General features: G+C 31.7%; 26 protein-coding genes and 2 pseudogenes. 18 read left to right on the top strand and 10 right to left on the bottom strand.

What is annotated here, in order from left to right:
• Positions 1 to 3: 3 nt before the first annotated feature.
• From C5F50_RS00170 to C5F50_RS00195, 6 genes are all read left to right on the top strand, one after another.
• On the top strand, positions 4 to 1,035 hold the full coding sequence (locus C5F50_RS00170) for a helix-turn-helix transcriptional regulator (protein ID WP_179371731.1): 1,032 nt from the start codon (positions 4 to 6) through the stop codon (positions 1,033 to 1,035).
• Positions 1,032 to 2,066 carry a hypothetical protein gene (locus C5F50_RS00175; RefSeq protein WP_179371732.1) on the top strand — a complete coding sequence of 345 codons (1,035 nt, stop codon included), beginning with the start codon at positions 1,032 to 1,034 and terminating at the stop codon, positions 2,064 to 2,066. The genes C5F50_RS00170 and C5F50_RS00175 overlap by 4 nt, the downstream gene beginning before the upstream one ends.
• Before the next feature lie 44 nt (positions 2,067 to 2,110).
• Positions 2,111 to 2,305 carry a hypothetical protein gene (locus C5F50_RS00180; RefSeq protein WP_179371733.1) on the top strand — a complete coding sequence of 65 codons (195 nt, stop codon included), beginning with the start codon at positions 2,111 to 2,113 and terminating at the stop codon, positions 2,303 to 2,305.
• Positions 2,306 to 2,346: 41 nt separating this feature from the next.
• Complete coding sequence (locus tag C5F50_RS00185; protein ID WP_179371734.1) at positions 2,347 to 3,060, top strand: 7-carboxy-7-deazaguanine synthase QueE; 714 nt, start codon at positions 2,347 to 2,349, stop codon at positions 3,058 to 3,060.
• Positions 3,061 to 3,123: 63 nt separating this feature from the next.
• Positions 3,124 to 3,681, top strand: coding sequence for a GTP cyclohydrolase I FolE (gene folE, locus C5F50_RS00190; RefSeq protein ID WP_179371735.1), 558 nt, complete (start codon positions 3,124 to 3,126; stop codon positions 3,679 to 3,681).
• Positions 3,682 to 3,724: 43 nt separating this feature from the next.
• Positions 3,725 to 3,976, top strand: coding sequence for a hypothetical protein (locus C5F50_RS00195; protein WP_179371736.1), 252 nt, complete (start codon positions 3,725 to 3,727; stop codon positions 3,974 to 3,976).
• Between the two features lie 2 nt (positions 3,977 to 3,978).
• On the opposite strand, the gene C5F50_RS00200 is transcribed toward C5F50_RS00195, so the two are convergent.
• Genes C5F50_RS00200 through C5F50_RS00210 form a run of 3 tightly spaced genes read right to left on the bottom strand, consistent with a single transcriptional unit; the run spans position 3,979 to position 6,344 of the window.
• The gene (locus tag C5F50_RS00200) at positions 3,979 to 4,653 is read right to left on the bottom strand and encodes a 7-cyano-7-deazaguanine synthase (RefSeq protein ID WP_179371737.1); all 675 of its coding nucleotides are present in this window, start codon (positions 4,651 to 4,653) and stop codon (positions 3,979 to 3,981) included.
• A gap of 12 nt (positions 4,654 to 4,665) precedes the next feature.
• A complete protein-coding gene (locus C5F50_RS00205; RefSeq protein WP_179371738.1) occupies positions 4,666 to 5,586 on the bottom strand; it encodes a homoserine kinase in 921 nt (306 codons plus the stop codon).
• Positions 5,586 to 6,344, bottom strand: a complete 759-nt coding sequence (locus tag C5F50_RS00210) for an ATP/GTP-binding protein (protein ID WP_179371739.1) — start codon at positions 6,342 to 6,344, stop codon at positions 5,586 to 5,588. Before C5F50_RS00210 ends, C5F50_RS00205 begins: the two co-directional genes overlap by 1 nt.
• A gap of 374 nt (positions 6,345 to 6,718) precedes the next feature.
• Here C5F50_RS00210 and C5F50_RS00215 point away from each other — a divergent pair, with 374 nt between their 5' ends.
• Both C5F50_RS00215 and C5F50_RS00220 read left to right on the top strand, forming a co-directional pair.
• Positions 6,719 to 7,723, top strand: coding sequence for a lysylphosphatidylglycerol synthase transmembrane domain-containing protein (locus C5F50_RS00215; protein WP_179371740.1), 1,005 nt, complete (start codon positions 6,719 to 6,721; stop codon positions 7,721 to 7,723).
• A gap of 47 nt (positions 7,724 to 7,770) precedes the next feature.
• Entirely contained in the window at positions 7,771 to 8,565 is a 795-nt protein-coding gene (locus C5F50_RS00220; RefSeq protein ID WP_179371741.1) for an SDR family oxidoreductase, read from the top strand.
• 8 nt (positions 8,566 to 8,573) lie between these two features.
• On the opposite strand, the gene C5F50_RS00225 is transcribed toward C5F50_RS00220, so the two are convergent.
• The 4 genes from C5F50_RS00225 to C5F50_RS00240 form a co-directional block, all read right to left on the bottom strand.
• Positions 8,574 to 8,975 carry a hypothetical protein gene (locus C5F50_RS00225; RefSeq protein ID WP_179371742.1) on the bottom strand — a complete coding sequence of 134 codons (402 nt, stop codon included), beginning with the start codon at positions 8,973 to 8,975 and terminating at the stop codon, positions 8,574 to 8,576.
• A 12-nt stretch (positions 8,976 to 8,987) separates the two neighbouring features.
• Positions 8,988 to 9,296, bottom strand: coding sequence for a hypothetical protein (locus tag C5F50_RS00230; RefSeq protein ID WP_179371743.1), 309 nt, complete (start codon positions 9,294 to 9,296; stop codon positions 8,988 to 8,990).
• A gap of 153 nt (positions 9,297 to 9,449) precedes the next feature.
• The gene (locus C5F50_RS00235) at positions 9,450 to 10,682 is read right to left on the bottom strand and encodes a glycosyltransferase (protein ID WP_179371744.1); all 1,233 of its coding nucleotides are present in this window, start codon (positions 10,680 to 10,682) and stop codon (positions 9,450 to 9,452) included.
• A gap of 30 nt (positions 10,683 to 10,712) precedes the next feature.
• Positions 10,713 to 11,828 (bottom strand): thiamine biosynthesis protein, encoded by a 1,116-nt coding sequence (locus C5F50_RS00240; RefSeq protein ID WP_179371745.1) that lies wholly within the window; start codon positions 11,826 to 11,828, stop codon positions 10,713 to 10,715.
• A gap of 84 nt (positions 11,829 to 11,912) precedes the next feature.
• On the opposite strand from C5F50_RS00240, the gene C5F50_RS00245 reads away from it, so the two are divergent.
• From C5F50_RS00245 to C5F50_RS00255, 3 genes are read left to right on the top strand one after another with little or no spacing between them, the layout of a single operon-like run.
• Positions 11,913 to 12,629 carry a phosphoadenylyl-sulfate reductase gene (locus C5F50_RS00245; RefSeq protein ID WP_179371746.1) on the top strand — a complete coding sequence of 239 codons (717 nt, stop codon included), beginning with the start codon at positions 11,913 to 11,915 and terminating at the stop codon, positions 12,627 to 12,629.
• A 10-nt stretch (positions 12,630 to 12,639) separates the two neighbouring features.
• The gene (gene sat / locus C5F50_RS00250; protein WP_179371747.1) at positions 12,640 to 13,782 is read left to right on the top strand and encodes a sulfate adenylyltransferase; all 1,143 of its coding nucleotides are present in this window, start codon (positions 12,640 to 12,642) and stop codon (positions 13,780 to 13,782) included.
• Between the two features lie 30 nt (positions 13,783 to 13,812).
• A complete protein-coding gene (locus tag C5F50_RS00255; RefSeq protein WP_179371748.1) occupies positions 13,813 to 14,478 on the top strand; it encodes a hypothetical protein in 666 nt (221 codons plus the stop codon).
• Here the strand turns inward: C5F50_RS00255 and C5F50_RS00260 are convergent.
• A complete protein-coding gene (locus tag C5F50_RS00260) occupies positions 14,462 to 15,112 on the bottom strand; it encodes an endonuclease III domain-containing protein (protein ID WP_179371749.1) in 651 nt (216 codons plus the stop codon). The genes C5F50_RS00255 and C5F50_RS00260 overlap by 17 nt on opposite strands.
• Before the next feature lie 113 nt (positions 15,113 to 15,225).
• Here C5F50_RS00260 and C5F50_RS12995 point away from each other — a divergent pair.
• The 3 genes and pseudogenes from C5F50_RS12995 to C5F50_RS00270 all read left to right on the top strand — a co-directional run bounded on the left by C5F50_RS12995 (position 15,226) and on the right by C5F50_RS00270 (position 16,686).
• Positions 15,226 to 15,782, top strand: a pseudogene (locus C5F50_RS12995) (aconitase X).
• Positions 15,783 to 15,919: 137 nt separating this feature from the next.
• Positions 15,920 to 16,300, top strand: coding sequence for an aconitase X (locus tag C5F50_RS13000; protein ID WP_246282081.1), 381 nt, complete (start codon positions 15,920 to 15,922; stop codon positions 16,298 to 16,300).
• Positions 16,297 to 16,686 (top strand): aconitase X swivel domain-containing protein, encoded by a 390-nt coding sequence (locus C5F50_RS00270; RefSeq protein ID WP_179371750.1) that lies wholly within the window; start codon positions 16,297 to 16,299, stop codon positions 16,684 to 16,686. The genes C5F50_RS13000 and C5F50_RS00270 overlap by 4 nt, the downstream gene beginning before the upstream one ends.
• Here the strand turns inward: C5F50_RS00270 and rqcH are convergent.
• Positions 16,664 to 18,609 (bottom strand): annotated as a pseudogene (rqcH, locus tag C5F50_RS00275) (ribosome rescue protein RqcH). The gene C5F50_RS00270 and the pseudogene rqcH sit on opposite strands and share 23 nt — an antisense overlap.
• 104 nt (positions 18,610 to 18,713) lie before the next feature.
• Between rqcH and C5F50_RS00280 the strand changes: the two are divergent.
• Genes C5F50_RS00280 through cobM form a run of 4 tightly spaced genes read left to right on the top strand, consistent with a single transcriptional unit; the run spans position 18,714 to position 21,319 of the window.
• Positions 18,714 to 19,193: a hypothetical protein gene (locus C5F50_RS00280; protein ID WP_179371751.1), complete on the top strand. Its 480-nt coding sequence runs from the start codon at positions 18,714 to 18,716 to the stop codon at positions 19,191 to 19,193.
• Positions 19,194 to 19,212: 19 nt separating this feature from the next.
• A complete protein-coding gene (cbiT, locus tag C5F50_RS00285) occupies positions 19,213 to 19,803 on the top strand; it encodes a precorrin-6Y C5,15-methyltransferase (decarboxylating) subunit CbiT (RefSeq protein WP_179371752.1) in 591 nt (196 codons plus the stop codon).
• A gap of 36 nt (positions 19,804 to 19,839) precedes the next feature.
• The gene (cobI, locus tag C5F50_RS00290) at positions 19,840 to 20,562 is read left to right on the top strand and encodes a precorrin-2 C(20)-methyltransferase (RefSeq protein WP_179371753.1); all 723 of its coding nucleotides are present in this window, start codon (positions 19,840 to 19,842) and stop codon (positions 20,560 to 20,562) included.
• Positions 20,555 to 21,319 carry a precorrin-4 C(11)-methyltransferase gene (cobM, locus tag C5F50_RS00295; RefSeq protein ID WP_179371754.1) on the top strand — a complete coding sequence of 255 codons (765 nt, stop codon included), beginning with the start codon at positions 20,555 to 20,557 and terminating at the stop codon, positions 21,317 to 21,319. Before cobI ends, cobM begins: the two co-directional genes overlap by 8 nt.
• On the opposite strand, the gene C5F50_RS00300 is transcribed toward cobM, so the two are convergent.
• A complete protein-coding gene (locus tag C5F50_RS00300) occupies positions 21,312 to 22,076 on the bottom strand; it encodes a glutamate racemase (protein WP_179371755.1) in 765 nt (254 codons plus the stop codon). The two genes, cobM and C5F50_RS00300, sit on opposite strands and share 8 nt — an antisense overlap.
• Between the last annotated feature and the right edge of the window lie 84 nt (positions 22,077 to 22,160).

The raw sequence follows: 22,160 nt of genomic DNA on the forward strand, positions 1-22,160 counted from the left end.
CCAATGAGTTCTGAAATCGTACCAATTCATAGGAAAGAGTTTCTTCGAGAAGATGGAATGCTTTTTGTAAGGACTGATGGTATCCTCGAAACAATGGTTAAAGCACCTTTGATAATTGCTAGCTTAATCTTTGTTGCATTAGCGATACCTATTCAGACCTCATTCAGCTCTACTCGAACTCTTGATCTTACTCTTTATTCAGATGGTTCTGCACATGTATCATCTCAATTAGATGTGGATCCTCTAAATCCAGATTTTGAGGTTAATCTATTTGGTCCCTCAATTGATAATTTTGTAGCAGTTGGCGAAAATGGCTTTTTACTATCTAGTGAAATAATTGATGATAAAGTAACTATCGATACTTTTGGAACATCTTCTATTACAATTGATTATGATATTCATGACTTAATTTCCAAAGAAGGAAGAGTTTGGACTTTTTCTCTTGATTCACCAACTGATTATTCATTATTAATGCCACAAAACTCTATCATTGTTGGCATGAATGCATTGCCATCAAATATGATTATAATAAATGATCAAACACAGTTGGAACTAAGTACTGGTTTATCAGAAATTAATTACATTCTTGGAACTACAAACCCACCAGTAACAAACCCACCAGTAACAAACACTAAACAGTCTACCCTTGATATTTTTACAATTTCAATTATTGGTGTCTCCATTACAACAGCTGTAGTTGGAGCAATTATTGTGATTAAAAGAAAACAAACAAAATCATTACCTGTTATAGAAAATGAAATTACTGAATCTAAAACAAAGACTGACTCCAATGATCCTGAAACCATTTTTAATCTAAGACCTGAAATGCGCGAGGATGATAAAGAAATTATAAAATTTATTTCTGAAAATGGTGGACAAGTTTTAGAAAGTGATCTTAGAAAAAAATTCCTTCAACCAAGAACTACCATGTGGAGAGCAGTTAAACGACTAGAAAGACAAGGAGTAATTGAAATTGTAAAAAAAGACTTGCAAAATCTTGTTAAACTAAAAAAAGAATTGGAGGAAGAAGAATGAAAACTATAGCAACTTTTGGATTATTCATTTTAGTTGCTAGTATGGTTCTTGGAGGGGCTACAAGCAATGTTTATGCCCAAGATGATTCAACAATCCTCCTAAAACTTGCAAAACGTGCACAAAACCAAGTTCAAAATCAAATTTCTTCTGAATCTCCAGATAAAATAAAAAGATTATTTGAAGAAGGAGTTCAAAATGTCAATTCACTTGAAAAGGCAATTAGAAATAATGATGTTGATTCTGCAAAAAAACATTTTCTTACTGCAATGAAGATTTTTACTCAAATTTCTAGACAATCAACAGAATCAGATGTTCCCACCAAAGAATCAACATCAGAAGTTGCAGCAAAAACAGCATCGGATTCTGCAAGATCAACTGTCAAAGATCCATCAAATGATATTCAAAGATTACAAGTTTATGTAAATAGTCTAAAAACAATTGCTAAAAAATACAATGTCTCAATTGACTTTTCTGAGCTTGATGAATTATTTAGATTATCTAAACAACAAATCAAAGATAATCAATTTACTTTAGCATTAGATACACTTCAGAAAATCAAAGAAATCATTGTAGAAATTAATAAAGAAATTCGTGATGAAGCATCAAAACAAGAGTCTCAACGTGCTAAAGAATATGCTCAAAAATATCTAGAGCAATTAGATAGATTAATTGAAAATGCCAAAAACCAGGGCGTATCTGATGAAATAATCAAAAAATTAGAAAATGCCCGAGAAAATCTCTCATCAGCAAATAATCCAAATGATATAATCAAAGAAATTAGAGAAATCTTGTCAATAAAGAAACAGTTTGAACTAACAAAAAATGATAGACTTGAATCTAGAGTATTGCAAGTTGAAAAAACCATGTCTCGATTATCTCAAATGGATGGAGTAGATCAGGATGATTTAGCTAATGCTAAAGATACACTTCAAAGCATTAAACGTCATTTGTATGATGGAGAATTTGATACTGCCAATGAACTTTTGAGAGATTTGGCAAAACAATTACAAGAAATCAAAAATTCTCTTTGATGCCCATCATAAACTTCATATACATTTTCTAAACAGCATTGAACATGGCTTCTAAAGCAATCATAGTTGGAGTAGGTATCCCTATGATTGTTGTTGGTGCTTTAATGGCTTGGTTATGGGCTCCATTAGAAGGAATTTACCAAAATCAAGTGGAACTTGTTGGAAGCACTATTGGAATCTTGGGAGTGGTGTTTTTCATCTCTGGATTATTTTATACCAAGGAACCTGTAATGCATTAGAAACTCATTGAATAAATAATGAAAAAAATTATGATTATTACTTGAAAGTAAGATTATTTGAGATATTTACATCAGTTGAAGGTGAAGGAATTCTTTATGGAACAAAGACTCTTTTTGTAAGACTTGCAGGATGTCCTTTCACTTGTTTTTATTGTGACACTAAAGAATCCCTTCCACTTGACTCTGGAACAGAATATACAATTGAAGAAGCAAATCAACTAATTGATACTAATCTTAAAAGCCAAACTTACAAAGTAAATTTTACCGGTGGTGATCCACTTATTCAACATCAAGCAGTAGCATTACTTGCAAAACATATCCAAGACAAAAAAATCCCCACATATCTTGAATCATCATGTTTTGACATTGATAGATTCAATCATGTGTTACCATTTATTGATATTGTCAAAATTGAATTTAAAACAAAAGACTCTGATTTTGTAGATTCTAAACATTATAAAAAATTAATTGCCCATACAATGAAATGTCTTGAATCATCTATCCAAGCAAAAAAAATAATTTATATCAAAATTGTTGTTAGCTCTAAAACTAAGTTATATGAATTTAAAGAATTAGTAAATCAAATTTTTGAGATTATTTCTAAAGACGATATAGATGGATTTATCATTCAACCAACATATGGTGTTTCTGAACCGTCATTGGAACTTTTATTGAATTTGTATGATATTGTATATCCACATTATATTGATGTCAAAGTAGTTCCTCAATTACACAAATTCATTGGAGCTCCATAATATTAGCACCTGACTAAAAATCTAATTAGGTTCAAATACTAGAAAAATTCTGTGAAAATGTACATGGACAAAGAACGTGTAAAAAAACTCGTAAGAGAATTAATTATTGAAATTGGTGAGGATCCTACACGTGAAGGTTTACGAGAAACTCCAGATAGAATTGCAAGCATGTACAAAGAAATCTTTGGAGGATATGACTCTGATTCAGAATTATCTGTACAATTCTCAGAGGATTCTGATGTAGTAATTGCACGCGATATTCAATTTTATTCAATGTGCGAGCACCACATGTTACCATTTTTTGGAAAAATTCACATTGCTTATTCCCCAAATGGAAGAGTTTTTGGAATTTCAAAACTTGTTAGATTAGTTGAAAAATATTCAAAGAGGCTCCAAATTCAGGAACGACTTACCAAAAATATTGCAGATGAATTATACGCTCAAGGCGTAAAAGGCGTTGTTGTTTTAGCTGATGCAGAACATCTCTGCATGAAAATGCGTGGTGTTAGAAACGATGCAACACTTTCATCATCAGCATTTAGAGGAATTTATGAGAAAAAAGAAGAAAAAGAAGGAATAATGACACTCATTAGAAAACGTGCCTCAGACTCTTCTTTCTAGGCTATACTGAAAAATTAAATAATCAACATTTTTGATGAACATCATGGGAGCAAATCCATACGTCCATATTCCAAAAGAATCTTGGCCCAGTTGGACATGGTATGCAATTGAGTTTGGAATTGTTATAGCAATCTCTATGCTAGTATCTAGAGAAATCACTAACTCAATTGAAAATCTTACTCCTGAGGTACAAAATTATGTATTCATGGGAATTGTTGGATTGATCTTCTTAGCTTGGTATATTGGAATAAGAGGTTTTATTCTAAAAAAGAAAATTCTTCGAAACAAATACTAGCATTATTTAAGATATTTTGTTTTGTCAATGATACCTGCTTTTTCAAATGCAATTTTTCTATTATTACAAGATTCACAAATCCCACAATGATATTTTTTATTTGAATAACAACTCCAAGTTTTAAAAATAGAATCTCCCAATACATTCATTCCTGATTTTAATAAATCACTTTTTGATAATCCTTTACGATAAGGAGACCAAATCTCTATATTTTCTCGTAATTTTGATTTAATTCCATCTATCTCACCTTGATTAAATGCAGCTTCAAGTTTTTCTGCAAAAATTGGTCTACAGTCAGGATAATGCTGATCTCCTGTATGTGCTCCATATACAACTAGTTCTGCATTAAGTGTAAAAGCCCAAGCAGATGCAATTGATAGAAATACAGCATTTCTAATTGGAACTACTATTGAATACTCAAATTTGCTTGGAATTTTCTTTTTTGAACTTGTCAAAACATTAGAATCCCCATACAATTCTTTCATAAAGCCAATATCGATTATTTTATGCTGTTTTAATCCAAGTTTTTTTGCAAAAGATTTTGCTACTGTAATTTCATTATTTGCTTTTTGTCCGTATGAGAATGTAATTCCATATAACTCATATTTTGATTTCAAAAATGAAACTGCACAAACAGAATCTATTCCTCCACTAAACACTATTACCGCTTTTTTCATATTCCTTCAAAATCATTTTTTCTTATCTGCTGCACCTTTACTTGGTTTACAAATTATTGTTTGACATTTAATATTTGCAGATGCAAATCCTTTAGACATTGCCAAACTAATCTTTTTCAAATTAGCAGATTTTTGTGAAAATGCAATTATTGAAGGTCCTGCACCACTAATTGTGACACCTAATGCACCTGCTTTTAGAGCATTTTGCTTTACGTTAGCATAACCTGGAATCATGTGCTGTCTTGCTGGTTCAACTATAACATCTTTAATTGAATTGCCTATCAACTCTGGATCTTTTCTCATAAATCCTGCAACAATTGCAGATGCATTTGATATGTTCAAAACACTATCAGTTAACTTCACTTTCTTTGGAATTACTCCTCTTGACACTTTGGTTTTCTTTTTTGGAACATCAAGTTTTGGGACTGCAACACACATTCGAAGATTAATTGGTGGATCTATTCGAATTACATCTAAAGGATTAGTCTTTACAATGACAAATCCTCCTAGAACTGAAGCTGCAACATTATCATAATGAATTGTTCCAGCACTGGCTTTTTCACCAAAACCTGCAAATTCTACCAAACTGTTTCCATCAAGTCTGAGTCCAAATAATTTATCAAATGCTACTGCAGTTGCTGCTGCTGACGCAGCACTACTACCCATCCCAAATCCTGCAGGAACTCCTTTTTTTATTTTAATTTCAATTCCGCTTTTAATTTGGAATCTTTTTTTCATATTTTTTACGACCAATCCTGCAGTATTGTTTTCAGGATTTGTAGGAATTCTGTCTTCAGTAATTATTGTAATCCCACTTTTAGTTTTGGTTAGTGTTATTTCATCATAAAATGCGTCTATTGCCAATCCAAATACATCAAATCCCGGCCCTAAATTAGCAGTAGATGAGGGTGCTTTTACAGAAATCGATTTCATTAATCTTCTACCTCCTCACCCAAATTAAGAATTCTGCTCAAAGCACCTTCAAGATTTACTAGTCCCTCTCCTGTTACATTAGAAATTGGAATCAATCCCTGTGCAAATCCTCCTAGATTCAAACCTCGTAAAATGTTTGTTGTCAATGAATAGGTATCTCCATCTGCTTCTTTAGAAATTGCATTCTCTAATGTATTCAAATTTGTCGACCATTGTAGTATTTCTTTTAACTTGTCCTCAATAAGATCTGTTTTAGTTACTACATTGATTGTAGGCAAATTCAAACGTAATCTAATTGAAGTTGCAAGAAGCGCAATTGAAACAAAATTAACTGGAGTAGTGATTAATGCACCATCAAAAAGAAAAATATTTGTTTTTTCATCTGATGAAATATTTTCTACAAGAAACCGTCCACTAGAACGATATGCAAATAATTCAATTTGACCAGGAGTATCAACAATAAGGTAATCTGGATTTATTCTATTAACTTCATTTTGAATATCATCAATTTTTGCTGCAATCAAATCATTTGCCATTATCATAGCACCATTTGGACCAAGATCATATTGATGCATTATAGATACAATGTCTACATAATCTCTAACATCAACATCACAAGTATATGGCATACTTTCTACTCCTGGATCTAAATTCAAGACAGCTACAAAAGCTCCATTTTTTGTATAATAATCATATAATTTTGATGTGAGTAATGATTTTCCAGAACCAGCTGTACCAGAAATAAAAATAGTTTTCAAACCTGTCTGATTCTTTATTTGCTTATATTTCAAACTAACTTGATTATCTAATTTTTCTCATAAATTCCAAATTGGCATTAAAAAATTCAATAAAATTTCACATTCTCTTTATCTGATTCTATTTCATTTGATTTATGATTAAAAGCATTCTGAAAAAGAAAATTATCTTAAAGATTTAATGATAAAACTACGAGAAAGAAATCTATCTAATTTTGATGTGTTGGATTCATTATTTGCAGAACTAAAACAAGAATTTCAAAACCAACAAAAACATCAATCAAATCATTTTTTCGTGCCTAATTTTAGATGTGTATTTTTTGATGACTAGGCACTTACTCAACTTTCATATTTGATTCCTCAAAAAAAATTATCAAATGAACTGGAGACTTGTTGCTATTCCTATTACCTTAATTCCTATTTTTATTATTGCTATTCAATTTGATATCCAATTAGATGACGTCTTAGCAATTGGAATTTTTCCATTTGTTGGTGCAGTTACTGCAATGATGATCAAATTAGGTTTACAGGGAATCAAATTTGCATATATTACAAGAAAATATCTTGGAAATCTTGATTCATTTTTCAAATTAGTAGGTGTCAGAGTTGGAAGTGAATTTATCAAGTTTACAACTCCTATGTTTGTTGGAGCAGAATTTGTTGTAATCTATTATTTGCATAAGAAAGGAGTTAATCCAGCAAAAGCGGCATGGATTGCAATTATGGATATTGTAACTGAAGTATTTGCCGCAGGTTTGTTATCTATAATGGCAGGAATTATTGCATTGTTAAATGGTGCATACGTAGTTGCAGCTGTTATTTTAGCTACTAGCATTATTATTACATCTTTGTGGATGGTTATGTTCTTTCTTTCATCAAAGCATACATTCCAAGTTCCAAAAATATTAGATAATCTTGCAAAAAGATTTGGAAAAGAGAAAGGTGCAAAAGCCATTGATAAAACAAACATTTGGATGGAAGAAGTATGTACTATGAGTAGAGAGAATCTAAAAACCCCTGAGTCTAAAAAAATCTTTACACTTTCCTTCTTGTTTTCACTTACATCTTGGTCATTTTATGGAATTTCATTTATGATCATTGTAATGGGAACTGGCTATGTCATTAGTGCATTTGATTCTATCATGGCAGTTATGGGTGCAAATGCAATTGGAAACTTGCCAATTACTATAGGTGGTTCTGGTTTGGCTGAGTTTGGAATTGTTGCATATCTAAATAACTTAGATCCTTTTGCGTTTGAAATTCCTGAAGGAATTGTTGCTTGGGATGCAGTTATTGGTTGGCGAATTGCAACATATTACGTACCAATTGTGATTACCTGGTTACTTTTAGTAAAATTAGCCTTGAGTAAAATATCTAAATGATCTACCATATAGAAACCACTTTATCTTTAAACGATTTTTTTTGATTTGTGAATTTCAAAAACAAAGTAGTTCTAATTACTGGTGCATCATCTGGAATTGGTAAAGAAACTGCAATAGAATTTGCTAAACTAGGCACTAACATTATTTTAGTTGCAAGAAGAAAAGATAAACTTGAACAAATTGCAAATGAATTAAAAAAATTTCATATATCTACACTAGTTTATCCATGTGATGTTTCAAAAAAAGATCAAGTACAAGAAATGTCAAAAACAGTCTTAGAAAAATTTGATTCTATTGACATTCTGGTAAATAATGCTGGATTTGCAATATATGGCTCTGTTTCTGATCTTTCGATTCATGATATAGAATCCCAAATGAAAACAAATTATTTTGGTATGATTTATTGTATCAAAAATTTTCTTCCATCAATGTTAAAGAAAAAATCTGGTCATATAGTAAATGTTGCATCTGTTGCAGCAAGTTTTGGTTTACCTGGAATTGCTTCATATTGTGCATCCAAATTTGCAATGTTAGGATTTTCAGAAGGTCTTAAGCATGAACTAAAAGATACTGGAGTAGGAATTACAGTTGTAAGTCCAATAATGGTCAGAACTAACTTTTTTAATCATTCTTCATTTGAAAAAATGCCAAAATATTCTCCTACATCACTTGATCCTAAAACTGTTGCAAAAGCAATTCTCAAAGCTGCAAATTCTTCAAGATTAGAAATTGTTGTTCCATCAGTGGTACGTGGAGCAATATGGATGAAAAGTATATTTCCTTTTTTTATAAATCCGATATTAGGAAAATCCTTCAAAAAGCAGCTGGACTCTACAAAATAGAACTAAGTTTACTCTTCCAAGTCGTCGTCTGCAGATTCACTTGAGCCTACATCTAGTAATTCTAATGATTTTAATTCAAACTGATAAATTGCATTCATTTCAATTTCTTTTTCTTTTTCTAGGTATTCTGAAACTTTTTTGCTTAATGGTGCTTTATGCTGATCAAAAGTAAATTCATACACAACTCCTTTCTCTAAATCTCCAATTTTGATCTTTTTAGATAAATCCATTGTAACTATGTGTCTTCCATCCTCAACTGGATCGTACAGTTGTGTGTCTATTTTATTATCTTCATTATACATTTCTAAAACATACCCTGTTTTTTTCATCTGTTTTGGTTTCTCAAATTTTGCATTTTGGATTTCATCTGTAACCCAATCAGGAATATCATCTTCTTTCTTTTTTACCATACTAAACTCACTCTAGCTTTCTGCTTTTTCTTTTTTACTTTTTTGCCACCAATCTAAATAATCATCATGTTTGTCATCACGTGTTTTTTCTTTTTGATTTAGTTTGTATCTGATATCAGATACTTGCTCTCTTGTTGCGTATAATCCACATCTTTTACAAATGAAATGCTTTGTCGCAGAATCCATTTTCATTGGAATTTCAATTTCATCAAATAATTTGTATAAATCATCCCTTCCTCTGTCTTCTTCTGGAGTTTCTGCTTCATACTTTGCTTGAATCTTCTTCTTCTCTCTTGATGTACATTCTGGACAGTTAGGCACTGCTGATTTTGCTTAATTTTTTCCATAAAAGCGTTCCCACATTCTTTGTAGATCGATATTCATCTGACACGCGGATTTTTTCATCATCCCTTTCGGTCCGTTCGCCCATCGAAATCCCGCGTGCCAGATATGCAAAATTCTTAAAATAATCTATTATCTCTTTTCTTCTAATGTTTGAGCAGCAATCTTTGCTGAATTTTCTGCTCCTTTAGGAACAAAATTTTTTGAAAATTCATTCAATTTTTCCTCAAATTCTTCATAATTCTTCTTAATTTTGGATATTGCATTGATTACTTGAGTGGTTTTTGTGGCGAGTATTCCTAAATTCTTATCTTGTGCCCATAAGATATTGTTTGTATGTTCATCATAAATGGGAATTCCAATAATTGGCTTTGATTTTCCACCCATTATTTCACCCATTACAGTATGTGAACCATTGACAACTGCATATTTACATAAATTTAGAATTGTATCTTTTTCATGCTCTGAAAGAAAACCGATATCTATTTGTATCCAATCTATTTTTTTATCTAGTGCTTCTGAAATTGAATATTTCTTACCATTTTTTCCTGTTACAGAATCTATGTTTGATTCATTTCTTGCATGTGAAATAATTCTTTTTTCATTTCTCATGTCATCATGGTGAAATACTTTTTCATATCTCTGGCCAGTTCCATCATTTGTAGATTTGTTTCCGGTCCTCATCCAATACCCAAATTCATTATTTTCTACTAATTTTTCAAGATCTGTCTTATCTTCATTTCTAATTTGTTTACTAGTGAAATGACCTACATAGATAACTTTCTTTTTAACTTCTTTTATAAAATTTAGATTGTATTCACACATTGTATAAGGAGGTGGAGAATCTGCAACAAGAATTTTTGTTGCTTTTGCAATTTGTTTTGCTACAAAAATTAATGATGGATAAAGATACGCTCTCGAATTGTATAGTTTTGGTCTAAATTGATTTGTTACAAATAAACTTGGAATGTTTCGATTTTTTGCCAAAATATTAGACCCCATGTCTCCATCATTAATTACCAAATCAAATTTTTCCTTGTTGTAGAGTTTTCTTTCATCTCTCAAATAATTTGCAATTTGTCTTACTAATGGTGGGTTTTTTGAAATTGGTAATAACAAATTCATCAAAGACATTGTAACACTTGGACCAAATTTTCCATCAATTGGAGTAGGCATCAATATCTCATGAATTTTCTCTTTTTGGTCTGGAAATTTTTTTAATAATTTTTCATAAACATGATCCTTACTTGAAAAATGAATTTCAAATTTTTCATTAATATAATCTCCTAGTACCTCGTTTAGCCTCATCATTCTAGAATAATGACCACTTCCCCATGGATAGATGAATTCTCCTATTTTGAGCACAATATGGAACCAATTATGCCGTTTAAATTCTCAGTGATTCTCTTCAAATGAATCTAAAATATCATGAACATTGTTAGGTCCTACCTTAACTGAAATCTTTTTCTTTGTTTTAAGGGCACTCTCTACTTCTTTTTTTGCGTAAATTGGAACTTCATTAGAAGTGATAGAGACTATATTTTCTAGTTTTTTGAGATTCCTTTCCAATCCTATCTCTTTTGCATCATTAAACAAACTAGAATCTACTCCAGCAAGTGGTACTATTGGAATTTTCTTTTTTTCAAATATACGTATTAATGAATTATCAATAAAGTTTGAAGAAAATATCAAGGATGATAATGCTATTGACACACGACTGTTTGAATACTTCAACATTATCTCTAAAATTGAATTTACATAAATCAAATAATTTTTAATTCCAGTAGGTTTGATTTTTATCTCAAAGAATTCTAATTCAACATTATCTTGTGCAAGTCTTGGTAGAATTTGATTTATAATTTTAGTTAGATTCATCAATTCTGATTTTTGTCTATAACAAACAATTATCTTTACATCATTTCCTTGTTTAATGGTTTCAAAACATGAGACCGCAGATAATTCATCATATATTGCACAAATTGTTTTCTGATTTTGTAATTCATATGGAATACCGCCATTGCCTTTATCTGAGAAAATACAGATATATGCATAGTTTTTTGTTAAATATGAATACAATAATTTATCATAATTCTCATCTGTTCCAGGATGAGCTCCAAGATTTTGTTTCTTTTCAATAATATTTGACGTGGCAGCAATTTCAACATCTTTAGTAAGAAATCCTTTTGATGTTCCTTCAACTTTTACTAGAAATCTTTCTCCTTTTAGAAGTAGATTTCCACCTGTAGATGTAATTTCTGAAATAATACTTTGAAAATCATTTTTAATCTGTCTTGCAATTGCTATTTTTTCAATTCCAAATAATAGATTGATAGCAGATGATGCAAATACAGGATCATTTGCATCAACTAGAATTATATCCCCATCACGCTTGACTGACTTGAATTGTTGATTTTTTATCTTAAGAATTTTTTTAATATTTGTAATTAGTTGTGGAATTTTATTTTTTGAAAAAATAGTTGGGAAAACTACTACATATGATATTTCATCCATATTTTCTAAATTGAAATCTACTTGTTTATAATTTAGGATAAAATTTCGGGTAATCAATATAAAACAAATACTTTATGGAAAAATGTGGTACAATTTACACAAGAACAAGTAGATGATTTAAACTCTAAAATTAACACAACACAGGAAGCACTTCAGTGGGTTTCTGATAATCTTCATCCCAAGGTTGCAAAAGCTTCTAGCTTTGGTGCAGAAGATGCTGTAGTAATGGATATCATGCTAAAAATTAATCCAAAATTTCGATTCTTTACATTAGATACTGGAAGACTGCCACAAGAAACCTATGACATAATAGATATTGTAAGTAAAAAATACAATATTTCAATTGAAGTTCTCTTTCCTGATACAAAAGAAGTAGAAGACATGGTTAAAGAAAAAGGAATGAATCTATTCTATGAAAGTATAGAGAATAGGAAACTGTGTTGTGATATTCGTAAAGTTCATCCAATGAATAAAATGCTAAAAACTTTGGATGGTTGGATTACAGGATTGAGACGAGAGCAGACCAAAAATCGAGAAAATGTAACAATGTTTCAACTAGATAATGGACATGGTGGAATTCTAAAAATTAATCCAATAATTGATTGGACATGGGATCAAATTCAAGAATATATCAAAAAGAATAATCTACCATACAACAGTCTTCTTGACAAAGGCTATCCTAGTATTGGCTGTGAGCCTTGTACTAGAGCAATAAAGCCTGGAGAAGATATTCGTGCAGGAAGATGGTGGTGGGAACAGGGAGGAAATAAAGAGTGTGGCCTTCATATAGACCCTGAATAGTGGAATAAACATGTCAGAAAATAACTCAATTAAACCGCATGGTGGAATTCTAGTAAACAGAATCGCCAAGGTTGATCCAACTGGACTGTTCTCAATTACAATTACAGAAGATCTTGCAAATGATGTTGAAAATATTGCAGATGGAATATTTAGTCCACTTGAGGGATTTTTGGGACAACAAGACTTTGAAAGTGTTGTTTCACGAGGAAGACTGACAAATGATTTAGCTTGGACCATTCCAATTGTACTTGATGTTGATGAACAAACCGCATCTAAAATGAAAGAATCAAAAGATGTATTGTTAAAAAATCCAGATGGAGTCGGAGTTGCAGTTTTACATGTTGATGAAACATATTCTTTTGATAAAGAAAAAACTGTTCGGGGAGTATACGGAACAAATGATAACTCTCATCCAGGTGTTGCAAAGACAATGTCAATGCAGAATTACTTGATAGGAGGAAAGATTGACTATATTCAAAGACCAACTGATACTGAAATTAGGAAAAATAGACTAACACCAAATCAGACACGAGAAGCATTTACCAAAGTAGGATGGAAGACAATTTGTGCATTTCAAACAAGAAACCCTCCACATGTTGCACATGAGATGCTACAAAAGACATCAATTACTACACGGGATGGAGTATTTGTCAATCCAATTATTGGCAAGAAAAAGTCAGGCGACTTTGTTGATGAAGTTATTATAAAATGCTATGAAACCATGATAAAATTATACTATCCAGAAAACAGATGTATGCTTGGAACTCTACACACTGAAATGAAATATGCTGGTCCAAAAGAGGCAATTCATCATGCAATTATGAGACAAAATTATGGATGTACACATATCATTATTGGACGAGACCATGCGGGTGTTGGGACATTTTATGATCCTTTTGCTGCACAAAAAATCTTTGATGACTATCCAGAACTGGAAATTACTCCAGTGTTTTTCCCACCATTCTTCTATTGTAAGAAATGTCTTACATATACAACTCCTAAAGCATGTCCACATGGTGATGATGACAAAGAGCAAATCAGTGGAACTAAACTAAGAGAGATGATTCAAAATGGTCAAGCACCTTCTGAATTTATTCTAAGACCAGAAGTAGCTAAAGTAATTTTAAATCATCCAAAACCATTTGTTGATTAGATTTTTATTCAATCAAACTTGTTTCTGCTTGTGAAGTATCTGTTTGCAGTATTGTTTTTAGGACTTCTCATCACTCCCGCATTTGCCCAAGAAGTAAAAAACCCGTCACTGCTCATTGATACAATAGAGATTCCTGCAGATGAGTTCAACAGAGTCTTGCGAGATGCGCCAATAGTATCCCTTGATGACGTTCATGCCGTTAGCTGGCAGGTGACAATTGATAACAATCTGCTATATGCAAATCCAAACGGAAACGCAGTTCTCAGAATATATGATGAGGAGACTCACGATGAATTTGTCGAAGTTGGCATGGGACCTCAGCCTGACAACAAGTTTTGGGTTGCAGTCCAAACTCCAAAAGAAGGATACGTCGTAGTTCACAGTGCTCAGGACAGGGGCTGGTACCCGCAAGCCAAGTCCATCGTATCATTTACTGACAGGGCAGGACTTACCGTGAATAATGGGGCAAGAATTGTAGTTACCAATTTGGATATTGGCACGTTTGCAATCGATTCGTATTCAGTACATGGGATGGAGGGCTCCACTGATCCTCCGGCAGTTAACTCTGGGAGCATGACTATAGAAATTCTTTCAGGCGATCCTGCAAAGAATGTGTTTGCACTGTTTCCATTTTACATAGCAGCAGGTGTTGGAATAATAGTCGGAGTGTTGTTTCTAACTAAGAAGCGTTCTTAGTTTTGTAATATTTGCAGCTTTTTTTAATCTTACAGACATCACACATTGGAGAAATAGGCTTGCAAATATTTTGGCCATACATTACAAATGTATCATTAATATCAATCCAGTACTTTTTTTGAATTTTCTTCATTAATTCTTGTTCTGTATCTTCAGGATTTTTAGTATCGACTAATCCTAATCTGTTTGAGATTCTATGAACATGAATATCTACTGGAATTGCAGGCTTTTCAAATGCATACACTAGTACACAGTTAGCAGTCTTTCTTCCAACTCCTGGAAGCTGAACCAAAGTATCCAGATCATCTGGAACCATTCCTTTGTATTTTTTGTCAATAATCTTTGCAACCTCGATTATTCTTTTTGATTTTACATGATAGAATCCAATTGATTTTATAATTTTCTCTACGTCTTTTATCTTCGCTTTTGCAAGTTCCTTTGGATTTTTGTATTTTAAGAATAATGCTTTTACTGCTTTTGTTGTAGCTTCATCTTTAGTTCTAGCAGAAAGTATTGTTCCAATTAAAATACTAAAAGGACCAGTTTCTGCATCATGAAGATCTTGTAATGCTGTAATTCTTGGTGGCTTTACAGAATTCATTGTCTCAGTCATTCCACGAAGAATTTTTTCCATTTTCAACAAAGATCTACGTACAAGTATTATAACTGTAATAACAAAGATTTCCATTGGAACTAACTAGAGACGAAGAATCTGCACTAAAAGGCGAACAAGGAGAAATTATGCAGATGGCATATAGAATTTTAGTTGCAACAGGCGAGGCAACTGATGCTGAGAAATTAATCCCAATCGAATGGGCTCATCTTTCTGGTGTAAATTATAACACAATTGGTGATGCAGGCGAAGAGTTTCTCTCTAATATTAGCAAAAATGCGAGAGTTTCAGTAAAAACAACTCTTAATCCAATGGGGTTTGATATTGACAATGTTGCAAACTATGGATTAGATGAAAATTTTATCTCAAAGCAACTGTCTATTAGACATTCATATGAAACAATGGGTGTAGTTCCTTCATTTTCATGCATTCCTTATGAAATTTTTGATATTCCAAAAAAAACACAGTAGCATTTGCAGAATCTAATGCTGCAATTCATGCAAACTCTTATGATAATCTAAAAACAAACAAAGAAAGTGCATTTAGTGCACTTGCAAGTGCAATAGTTGGAAAAAGTCCTTACTCTTCAATAAGAAAAGATGATACTCCAAACATTACAATTAACATGAAAAAAAATCCAAATGAACATATGGAGGATTTTTTGCAGGAAAAGTTGGAGATACATCTGTAAATATCTCTGGTCTTGCAGAGATGGATAAAAGACAACGCAAAGCAATGTGTTGGAATGGGCACATCAGGAACCTGCGCTAAATTATTTTTGGTGATGGCGATTCTAATTGTGAAAAAATAGATTTTGATGAAAAAGATATGCGAAATGTTCATGATGAGCTAAATACTGCAGAAAAAGGTGATTTGATTACACTTGGTAGTCCGCAATTAGGTTTAGATGAGATATCTGATCTTACAAGTATGCTAAAAGGTAAATCATTTCAAAAGAGATGTATGATTTTTTGTCCTAGAACTGTAAAGGACCAAGCAAAAAAAATTGGATACACAACAGAACTTGAACGTGCAGGATGTGAAATTCTTTCTGATTGTTGTACGTGTTTAACACCTTTGATAAATAAAGAAAATGTTGATTCAGTCACTACAAATAGTATCAAGGGTGCATTTTATCTTAAAAATTCTAATGGTGTAGATGTAAATCTAAAATCCTTATCACAAATAGTTCAAGATGAAACAAGATGAACAAAATTCTAGTTGCAGGACAAGTTCAAGGAATTGTTTTAAAATCTGAAAATCCAATTAATTTTCTAGGAACTGTTGATAAAAAAACAGGAATTATCAGCGATAACAATCATGATCTTTTTGGAAAATCAATAAAAGATGTAATTCTTGTATTTCCTTCAGGAGTAGGTAGTAGCGTTGGTGCCTATACAATTTATTCAATAAAATCAAACAATTCTGCACCTCTTGCAATGATATGTCTAAAAGCAGATCTTACAGTAGCAACTGGATGTGCATTAGCAAATATTCCATTAATTACAATTTCAGATGAAGAATTCAATTCTATTAAAAATGGAATGAAAATATCCCTTGATACCGAGTCTTCTAATCTAATTCAGTATCAGTAAACTTTTCAATTTCTAAATCTCCAATACTAACTTCTTTAATCTGACTTTTACCAGATGGTAAGACACGTACAAATTCATCAAGATTGATTTTCCTTGTTATGTCTTCATGCATTTTTAAAAACTCTATTCGTAATTTTTTTGCAACATCAACCAATTCTAATCCATGTGGTTCAATTATTGCATAACAAATAGAATTTTTTTTAATTGGCTCTGGCGGACCACATGTTAAGACATAATCTTCATCTTGTGGTATGATTCCAACTGCAAGTTTGAGTGTATCTGATTTGATAAAATTTCTTTGTCCCTCAATTGTAAAGGAACCTTTTGGTAGAAATTCTCCACTTGGAGCAGATTTTTTTACTTGTTCTGGTTTTACCCAAAAAGCACTAACACCGTACATTCCTTCTTTCCATGCACGACTAAAACAAACAGTGGCATGTGCAACTTCATTCATACTTCTATCTGGTGCATTTTCTGCTTCTTTTAGAATGAAAAATGGCGAACCAAAAATATCACCATGAAATATTTTATCATTTTTTACTAAATGCTTTCTAACTACAGCAGAATTTGATGCAGCATCTCTTCCACCAATTGCAAGTAAACCGTCAGATGTGAAAAACCATCTATATCTTTCATACCAATTTTTCTTTCTAATTTCTGAAATCATAGTTATGTCTTTTTCAGATTCTGTTTTGTTTTGTAATTTTTCTAGCTTTTCATTGTTTTTTCTTTGATTTCTTGAATTGATTTTATTGCACCTGATTGTTTTTTTGCTTCATTAAATAATACAGATGCAATTGATTGAAGTGGTGCTTTAGTGTTGATCTTTATTTTTTCATCTTGAATCACAATTAATGGAATTCCTTTTTCTGTGATTAATTTTGCATTGTGTTCTGCTAAAATCTCTTGAGCAGAATTATCTTCTATTGATATAATTCCACGTGAAACCATTTCAAAAAGAGAATTTGCTACATTTGTGATGTTTTTTGATCTTTCCTTGACTGTTTCAATTGCTTTTTCTTGCTCCAAAATCTGAGTTTGGAGTTCTTTAATTTTTTTATCAGGACCACTTGATTGAATTGATTTTCCTTTTTCAACTATATTTTGAGTAAAAACAGTATCCAATCCTTCTATGAAACTATTAGCTTTTGTTACTTCACCATCTAATTTTCCTAATCTTATTGGAAGAACTTCAACTTTTTCATTTCTAACAATAACTGGTTCATGATTTCCTGATACTATATCTGAAACAATTTTTTTTGTAGTATCAAAAATTTGCCTAATCTCTTCGGATGTTAACAGATTACCTATTTTTTTTCCATCAACATTTGCAATTTCAAATACTCCTTCGACATATTTTTTTGGCAAACCCAAAGTTCGACCAAACCATTTTGCTGAAACCAAGTCTGTTGTTTTAAGATCCTCAAAATCTGATTCTGATATATTAAAAATATCTAACCCACTTATTGGTGGTTGTACATATTCCAATCCTACACTAAGCTTTCTATGTCTAACTTCTATTGAATGCTGTAGTGCTAGAATCTTCATATCATTATTACAAAGTAGTATATTTCCATCTCCAAAAAATTCTCCCACTAGAACAAATTCTTTTCCAAATCCTTCAAATGTAAAGTATGCAATTCTTTCTGCACCAATTTGTTCTATTTTTTTTAATTTTAATCTGAGAAGATCACTTCGTAATCTTTTGAGTAATCTGTTCGGTTCTATCTGATCAATTTTTACTTTAGTTAGCCAAACCCCTGATGTTGAAATCATCATGAATAGATCACTTTTCTCAGTATGGTGAAGCTTGAAGAGAATACTGTCTTTTGTAACACCGTAAATGTTACTGATATAGTAGTCTTGAACTTGCTCTGAAATTTGATTTACCAAGTATCGTAGTTCTATTCCTGATAACGTCATGAATATGATATTTTATATCTAAAATTATACCCTTGCTATGACGTGCTCAATCTTTGACCAAAGATATTAAACATGGTTTGCCTGAGTCACGCTAGAAATTTACTTTGGCAAAATTCAAAAAGAAAAAATATGAGCCTACTACTGGACCTGATGATTCAAAAAAAGAATCAGGAAAAGAGAATTCAGTTGATATTCCTGAAACAGAAAAATCTGAGCCTATTCCTAATACTCCATCAACTGATCCACCAGTTAGTGTCGCTGAGAAAAGTGAAAAAGATAGAAAATTAAACAAATTATTTTGGATGCGTGTGGTCTTGGCAGTAATAGCAGGTACTGCTGCAACTTTTATCTTTGAAGATATTGAAGGTGAAGATCGAAGATGGGCATCAATTGCATTTATGATTATAGTGTTTTTTGGAACAATTATAGTTGCAAAAGGAATGAAAATGCAACTACCATCTTCAGATAGAAAGAAAATAGTTACACAAGCTATTGGAAGCTATGTCTTTTTGTACTTGTTTACTTGGATTGTAACTTATACACTAGTTCATGCAGGAAGTATTTCTAGTGGAATTAATATCTAAAAACAAATGACGATTGCATATGTGGAATTACAAATCACCTGGAATTCCTGATGAATATTTTGAGAGAACAGAAAATGTTCCAATCACAAAAGAAGAAGTAAGAACCATTCAAATTAGCAAAGCTCGATTAAAACCAGGTCAAACTGTTTATGATATAGGTTGTGGAAGTGGCTCTATTTCTATTGAAGCTGGATTTCAAATTGAATCGTCAGGTAAAGTATTGGCAATTGATCATGATGAGAATGCAATAGAATTAACAAAAAAGAATATCCAAAAGTTTGGTCTTTCAAATATTTCAGTAATCTTTGGAGATGCAAAAGAAAAGATACAAGACCTTGAAGAAGCTGATGTTATATTTATTGGAGGAACAGGCGGTGATACAAAAGACATAGTTGAACTCTCTGAGAATAAACTAAAGTCAGGTGGTAGAATTGTAATTGGCATAATACTAATTGAGACACTTTATTCAGTTTTGCAAATTTTAGATAAATTACAGTTTGAATCTATGGATATTACTCAAGTAACTATATCGAAGAGTAGAAAGACTAGTACTGGAACCATGATGCTTGCAAGAAATCCTGTAACTATAATTTCTGCCACCAGAGTCTAATCTAGATATTTAATTGGGAACAAAGTCAGATTTTTTATGCCTAGATTAATTGGAATTGGAGTGGGTCCAGGAGATCCAGAATTACTTACAGTAAAGGCAGTAAATGCCATAAATGACGCTGATATTATCATGTGTCCAGCTTCCAAAGAAGACAGACCCAGCATTGCATTGTCAGTAGTTTCCCCTTTAATTGATAAATCAAAAAATCAAAAAATTGTAAAGCTAATATTTCCAATGACTAAAGACAAAGATGTTCTGGAGGAGACATGGAAAAAAAATGCAAAGATAATGGCAGAAACTGTCTTATCTGGAAAAAATGTAGTATATCTAACAGTTGGTGATCCTTATCTATACAGCACTTGGATATACATGCACAAGGATCTTAAAGAAAATTATCCAGATATGGAAATCAGTGTCATTCCTGGAATTGTTTCAATGTTCACATTTGCCTCAAAGGTTGGTGTAAGCATTGCAGAAGGTGCAGAGAAAGTTGCAATTATTCCATCATGCTATGATCTATCTAGTGTAAAAGAAATAGCAAAAAATTCTGAGACGATGGTATTTCTAAAAGATGGAAGATATTTTGATCAAGTGATACAAGTTCTAAAAGAGTCTGGATTTCCAGATAACTCAATATTTGCAATTGGACAAGATCTTGGAACGGATCATGAAATTATTCGAAAACTCACTTTGGGTGAAGTAAACGATGATACATTAACTACAAAATATTTCTCAATATTGGTGGTAAAACGTGTCTGATGTATTCTTTGTAGGATGCGGTCCTGGGGATCCTGAACTAATTACAGTTAAAGCCAAAAAATTAATTCAAAAAGCAGATGTTGTAGTTTATTCAGGATCTTTGATTCCGGAACCAGTTTTGAAATTTTGTAAAAAAGGAAAACTCTATGATGCAGCAAAATTAGTAAGAGAAGAAATTTTTGATCTGTTGTACGAAAATGCAAAATCTGGAAAACTTATAGTGAGACTTCATGATGGTGATCCATCAATTTATGGTGCAATTAAAGAACAAATTGATAATCTTGAGAAAAAAGGAATCAAATCAGTTGTCGTGCCTGGAGTAACTGCATTTTTAGCCTCAGCTGCTGCACTTGGAACTCAACTAACTCTTCCCGGTGTTACTCAGACAATTATAGTAACAAGAGCAGAATCTAGAACCAAAGTGCCAAAACGTGAAAAAGTATCTGAACTTGCAAAACATAAAGCTACATTGATCTTTTATCTTAGTGTACACTTACTTTCTAAACTAGTAAAAGAGGCAATAGCAGGTGGATACAAAAAAACAACACCAGTTGCAGTTGTATATCATGCTAGCTGGAAAGATCAAAAAATAATTAAAGGGACACTTGAAGACATTGCAAAAAAAATTAAAGAAGAAGAAATTACAAGAACAGCAATTGTAGTTATTAGTGATGTAATTGATCCAAAAACATATGAATATTCTAAACTATATGACAAAAAATTTAGTCATGGTTACAGAAAAGCTAAAGTCAAATAGATAAGAAATTTACTTTATTTTTAATACCAATATTTTTCAATTTATTTTGAAATTCTGTGATATTACCCGATGTAAATATTTTCAATGTATTTCTTTTTGATTGCTTATTTTTAATTTTTAAGAAAATCTTTTTTGCAATCATGTTTCCTGGATCTAGAAATTTAACATGTGGATATTCTTTTTCAAATAGTGGTTTCAAAAATGGCAAATGAGTACTAGATAGTGTTATTACATCAATGTCATTTTGGGATATTTTTTGATCTAGAATTTTTTTGATAATTTTTTTACAATATTGCTTATTTGTAATAAATTTTCCACATTCAACTAATTCTACAAGATCAGAAGCGTTTATCTTAAGAATTTTCAAAGATTTTGGAAAATTATTTTTTTTAATGTATTGATTCAAACCTTCGCTGTTAATTGCACTCTCTGTTGCTACTATTGCAATTTGTTTTGTTTTTGATATCTTTTTAGCATAATTTAATGGTGGCTTTACATCAATTATTTTCTGTGTTGCCAAATTAAGCATTAGACTTGGTGTATTAGATGCAACAACTATGAAATCTGGTGAAAATTGTTCCTGCAATAGGCTGATGTTTTTTTCCATAATTTTACTTAATTGGGCATGTGATTTTGTTCCATAAGGATAATTTTGGCTATCTGCAAAATAGATAATTTCAGCCTTGAATATTTTTTGCATTGCATGAATTATAGATAATGAGCCCAGACCAGAATCAAAAACTGTAATTCTTACCACAATTAATCTTAAAAGATCTTGGATAATAATTTGTTAACTTTATTTACTCTAAAGTTGATCTAAATCCACACCGTCAATTAAGAC

Source organism: Nitrosopumilus ureiphilus, from assembly GCF_013407185.1.
GTDB lineage: Archaea > Thermoproteota > Nitrososphaeria > Nitrososphaerales > Nitrosopumilaceae > Nitrosopumilus > Nitrosopumilus ureiphilus.

Coding starts and splice junctions, on each gene's coding strand:
- C5F50_RS00170 (WP_179371731.1), top strand. CDS start 4: ATGAGTTCTGAAATCGTACCAATTCATAGGAAAGAGTTTCTTCGAGAA.
- C5F50_RS00175 (WP_179371732.1), top strand. CDS start 1,032: ATGAAAACTATAGCAACTTTTGGATTATTCATTTTAGTTGCTAGTATG.
- C5F50_RS00180 (WP_179371733.1), top strand. CDS start 2,111: ATGGCTTCTAAAGCAATCATAGTTGGAGTAGGTATCCCTATGATTGTT.
- folE (WP_179371735.1), top strand. CDS start 3,124: ATGGACAAAGAACGTGTAAAAAAACTCGTAAGAGAATTAATTATTGAA.
- C5F50_RS00195 (WP_179371736.1), top strand. CDS start 3,725: ATGGGAGCAAATCCATACGTCCATATTCCAAAAGAATCTTGGCCCAGT.
- C5F50_RS00200 (WP_179371737.1), bottom strand. CDS start 4,653: ATGAAAAAAGCGGTAATAGTGTTTAGTGGAGGAATAGATTCTGTTTGT.
- C5F50_RS00205 (WP_179371738.1), bottom strand. CDS start 5,586: ATGAAATCGATTTCTGTAAAAGCACCCTCATCTACTGCTAATTTAGGG.
- C5F50_RS00215 (WP_179371740.1), top strand. CDS start 6,719: ATGAACTGGAGACTTGTTGCTATTCCTATTACCTTAATTCCTATTTTT.
- C5F50_RS00225 (WP_179371742.1), bottom strand. CDS start 8,975: ATGGTAAAAAAGAAAGAAGATGATATTCCTGATTGGGTTACAGATGAA.
- C5F50_RS00240 (WP_179371745.1), bottom strand. CDS start 11,828: ATGGATGAAATATCATATGTAGTAGTTTTCCCAACTATTTTTTCAAAA.
- sat (WP_179371747.1), top strand. CDS start 12,640: ATGTCAGAAAATAACTCAATTAAACCGCATGGTGGAATTCTAGTAAAC.
- C5F50_RS00260 (WP_179371749.1), bottom strand. CDS start 15,112: ATGGAAAAAATTCTTCGTGGAATGACTGAGACAATGAATTCTGTAAAG.
- C5F50_RS13000 (WP_246282081.1), top strand. CDS start 15,920: ATGCGAAATGTTCATGATGAGCTAAATACTGCAGAAAAAGGTGATTTG.
- C5F50_RS00270 (WP_179371750.1), top strand. CDS start 16,297: ATGAACAAAATTCTAGTTGCAGGACAAGTTCAAGGAATTGTTTTAAAA.
- cbiT (WP_179371752.1), top strand. CDS start 19,213: ATGTGGAATTACAAATCACCTGGAATTCCTGATGAATATTTTGAGAGA.
- cobI (WP_179371753.1), top strand. CDS start 19,840: ATGCCTAGATTAATTGGAATTGGAGTGGGTCCAGGAGATCCAGAATTA.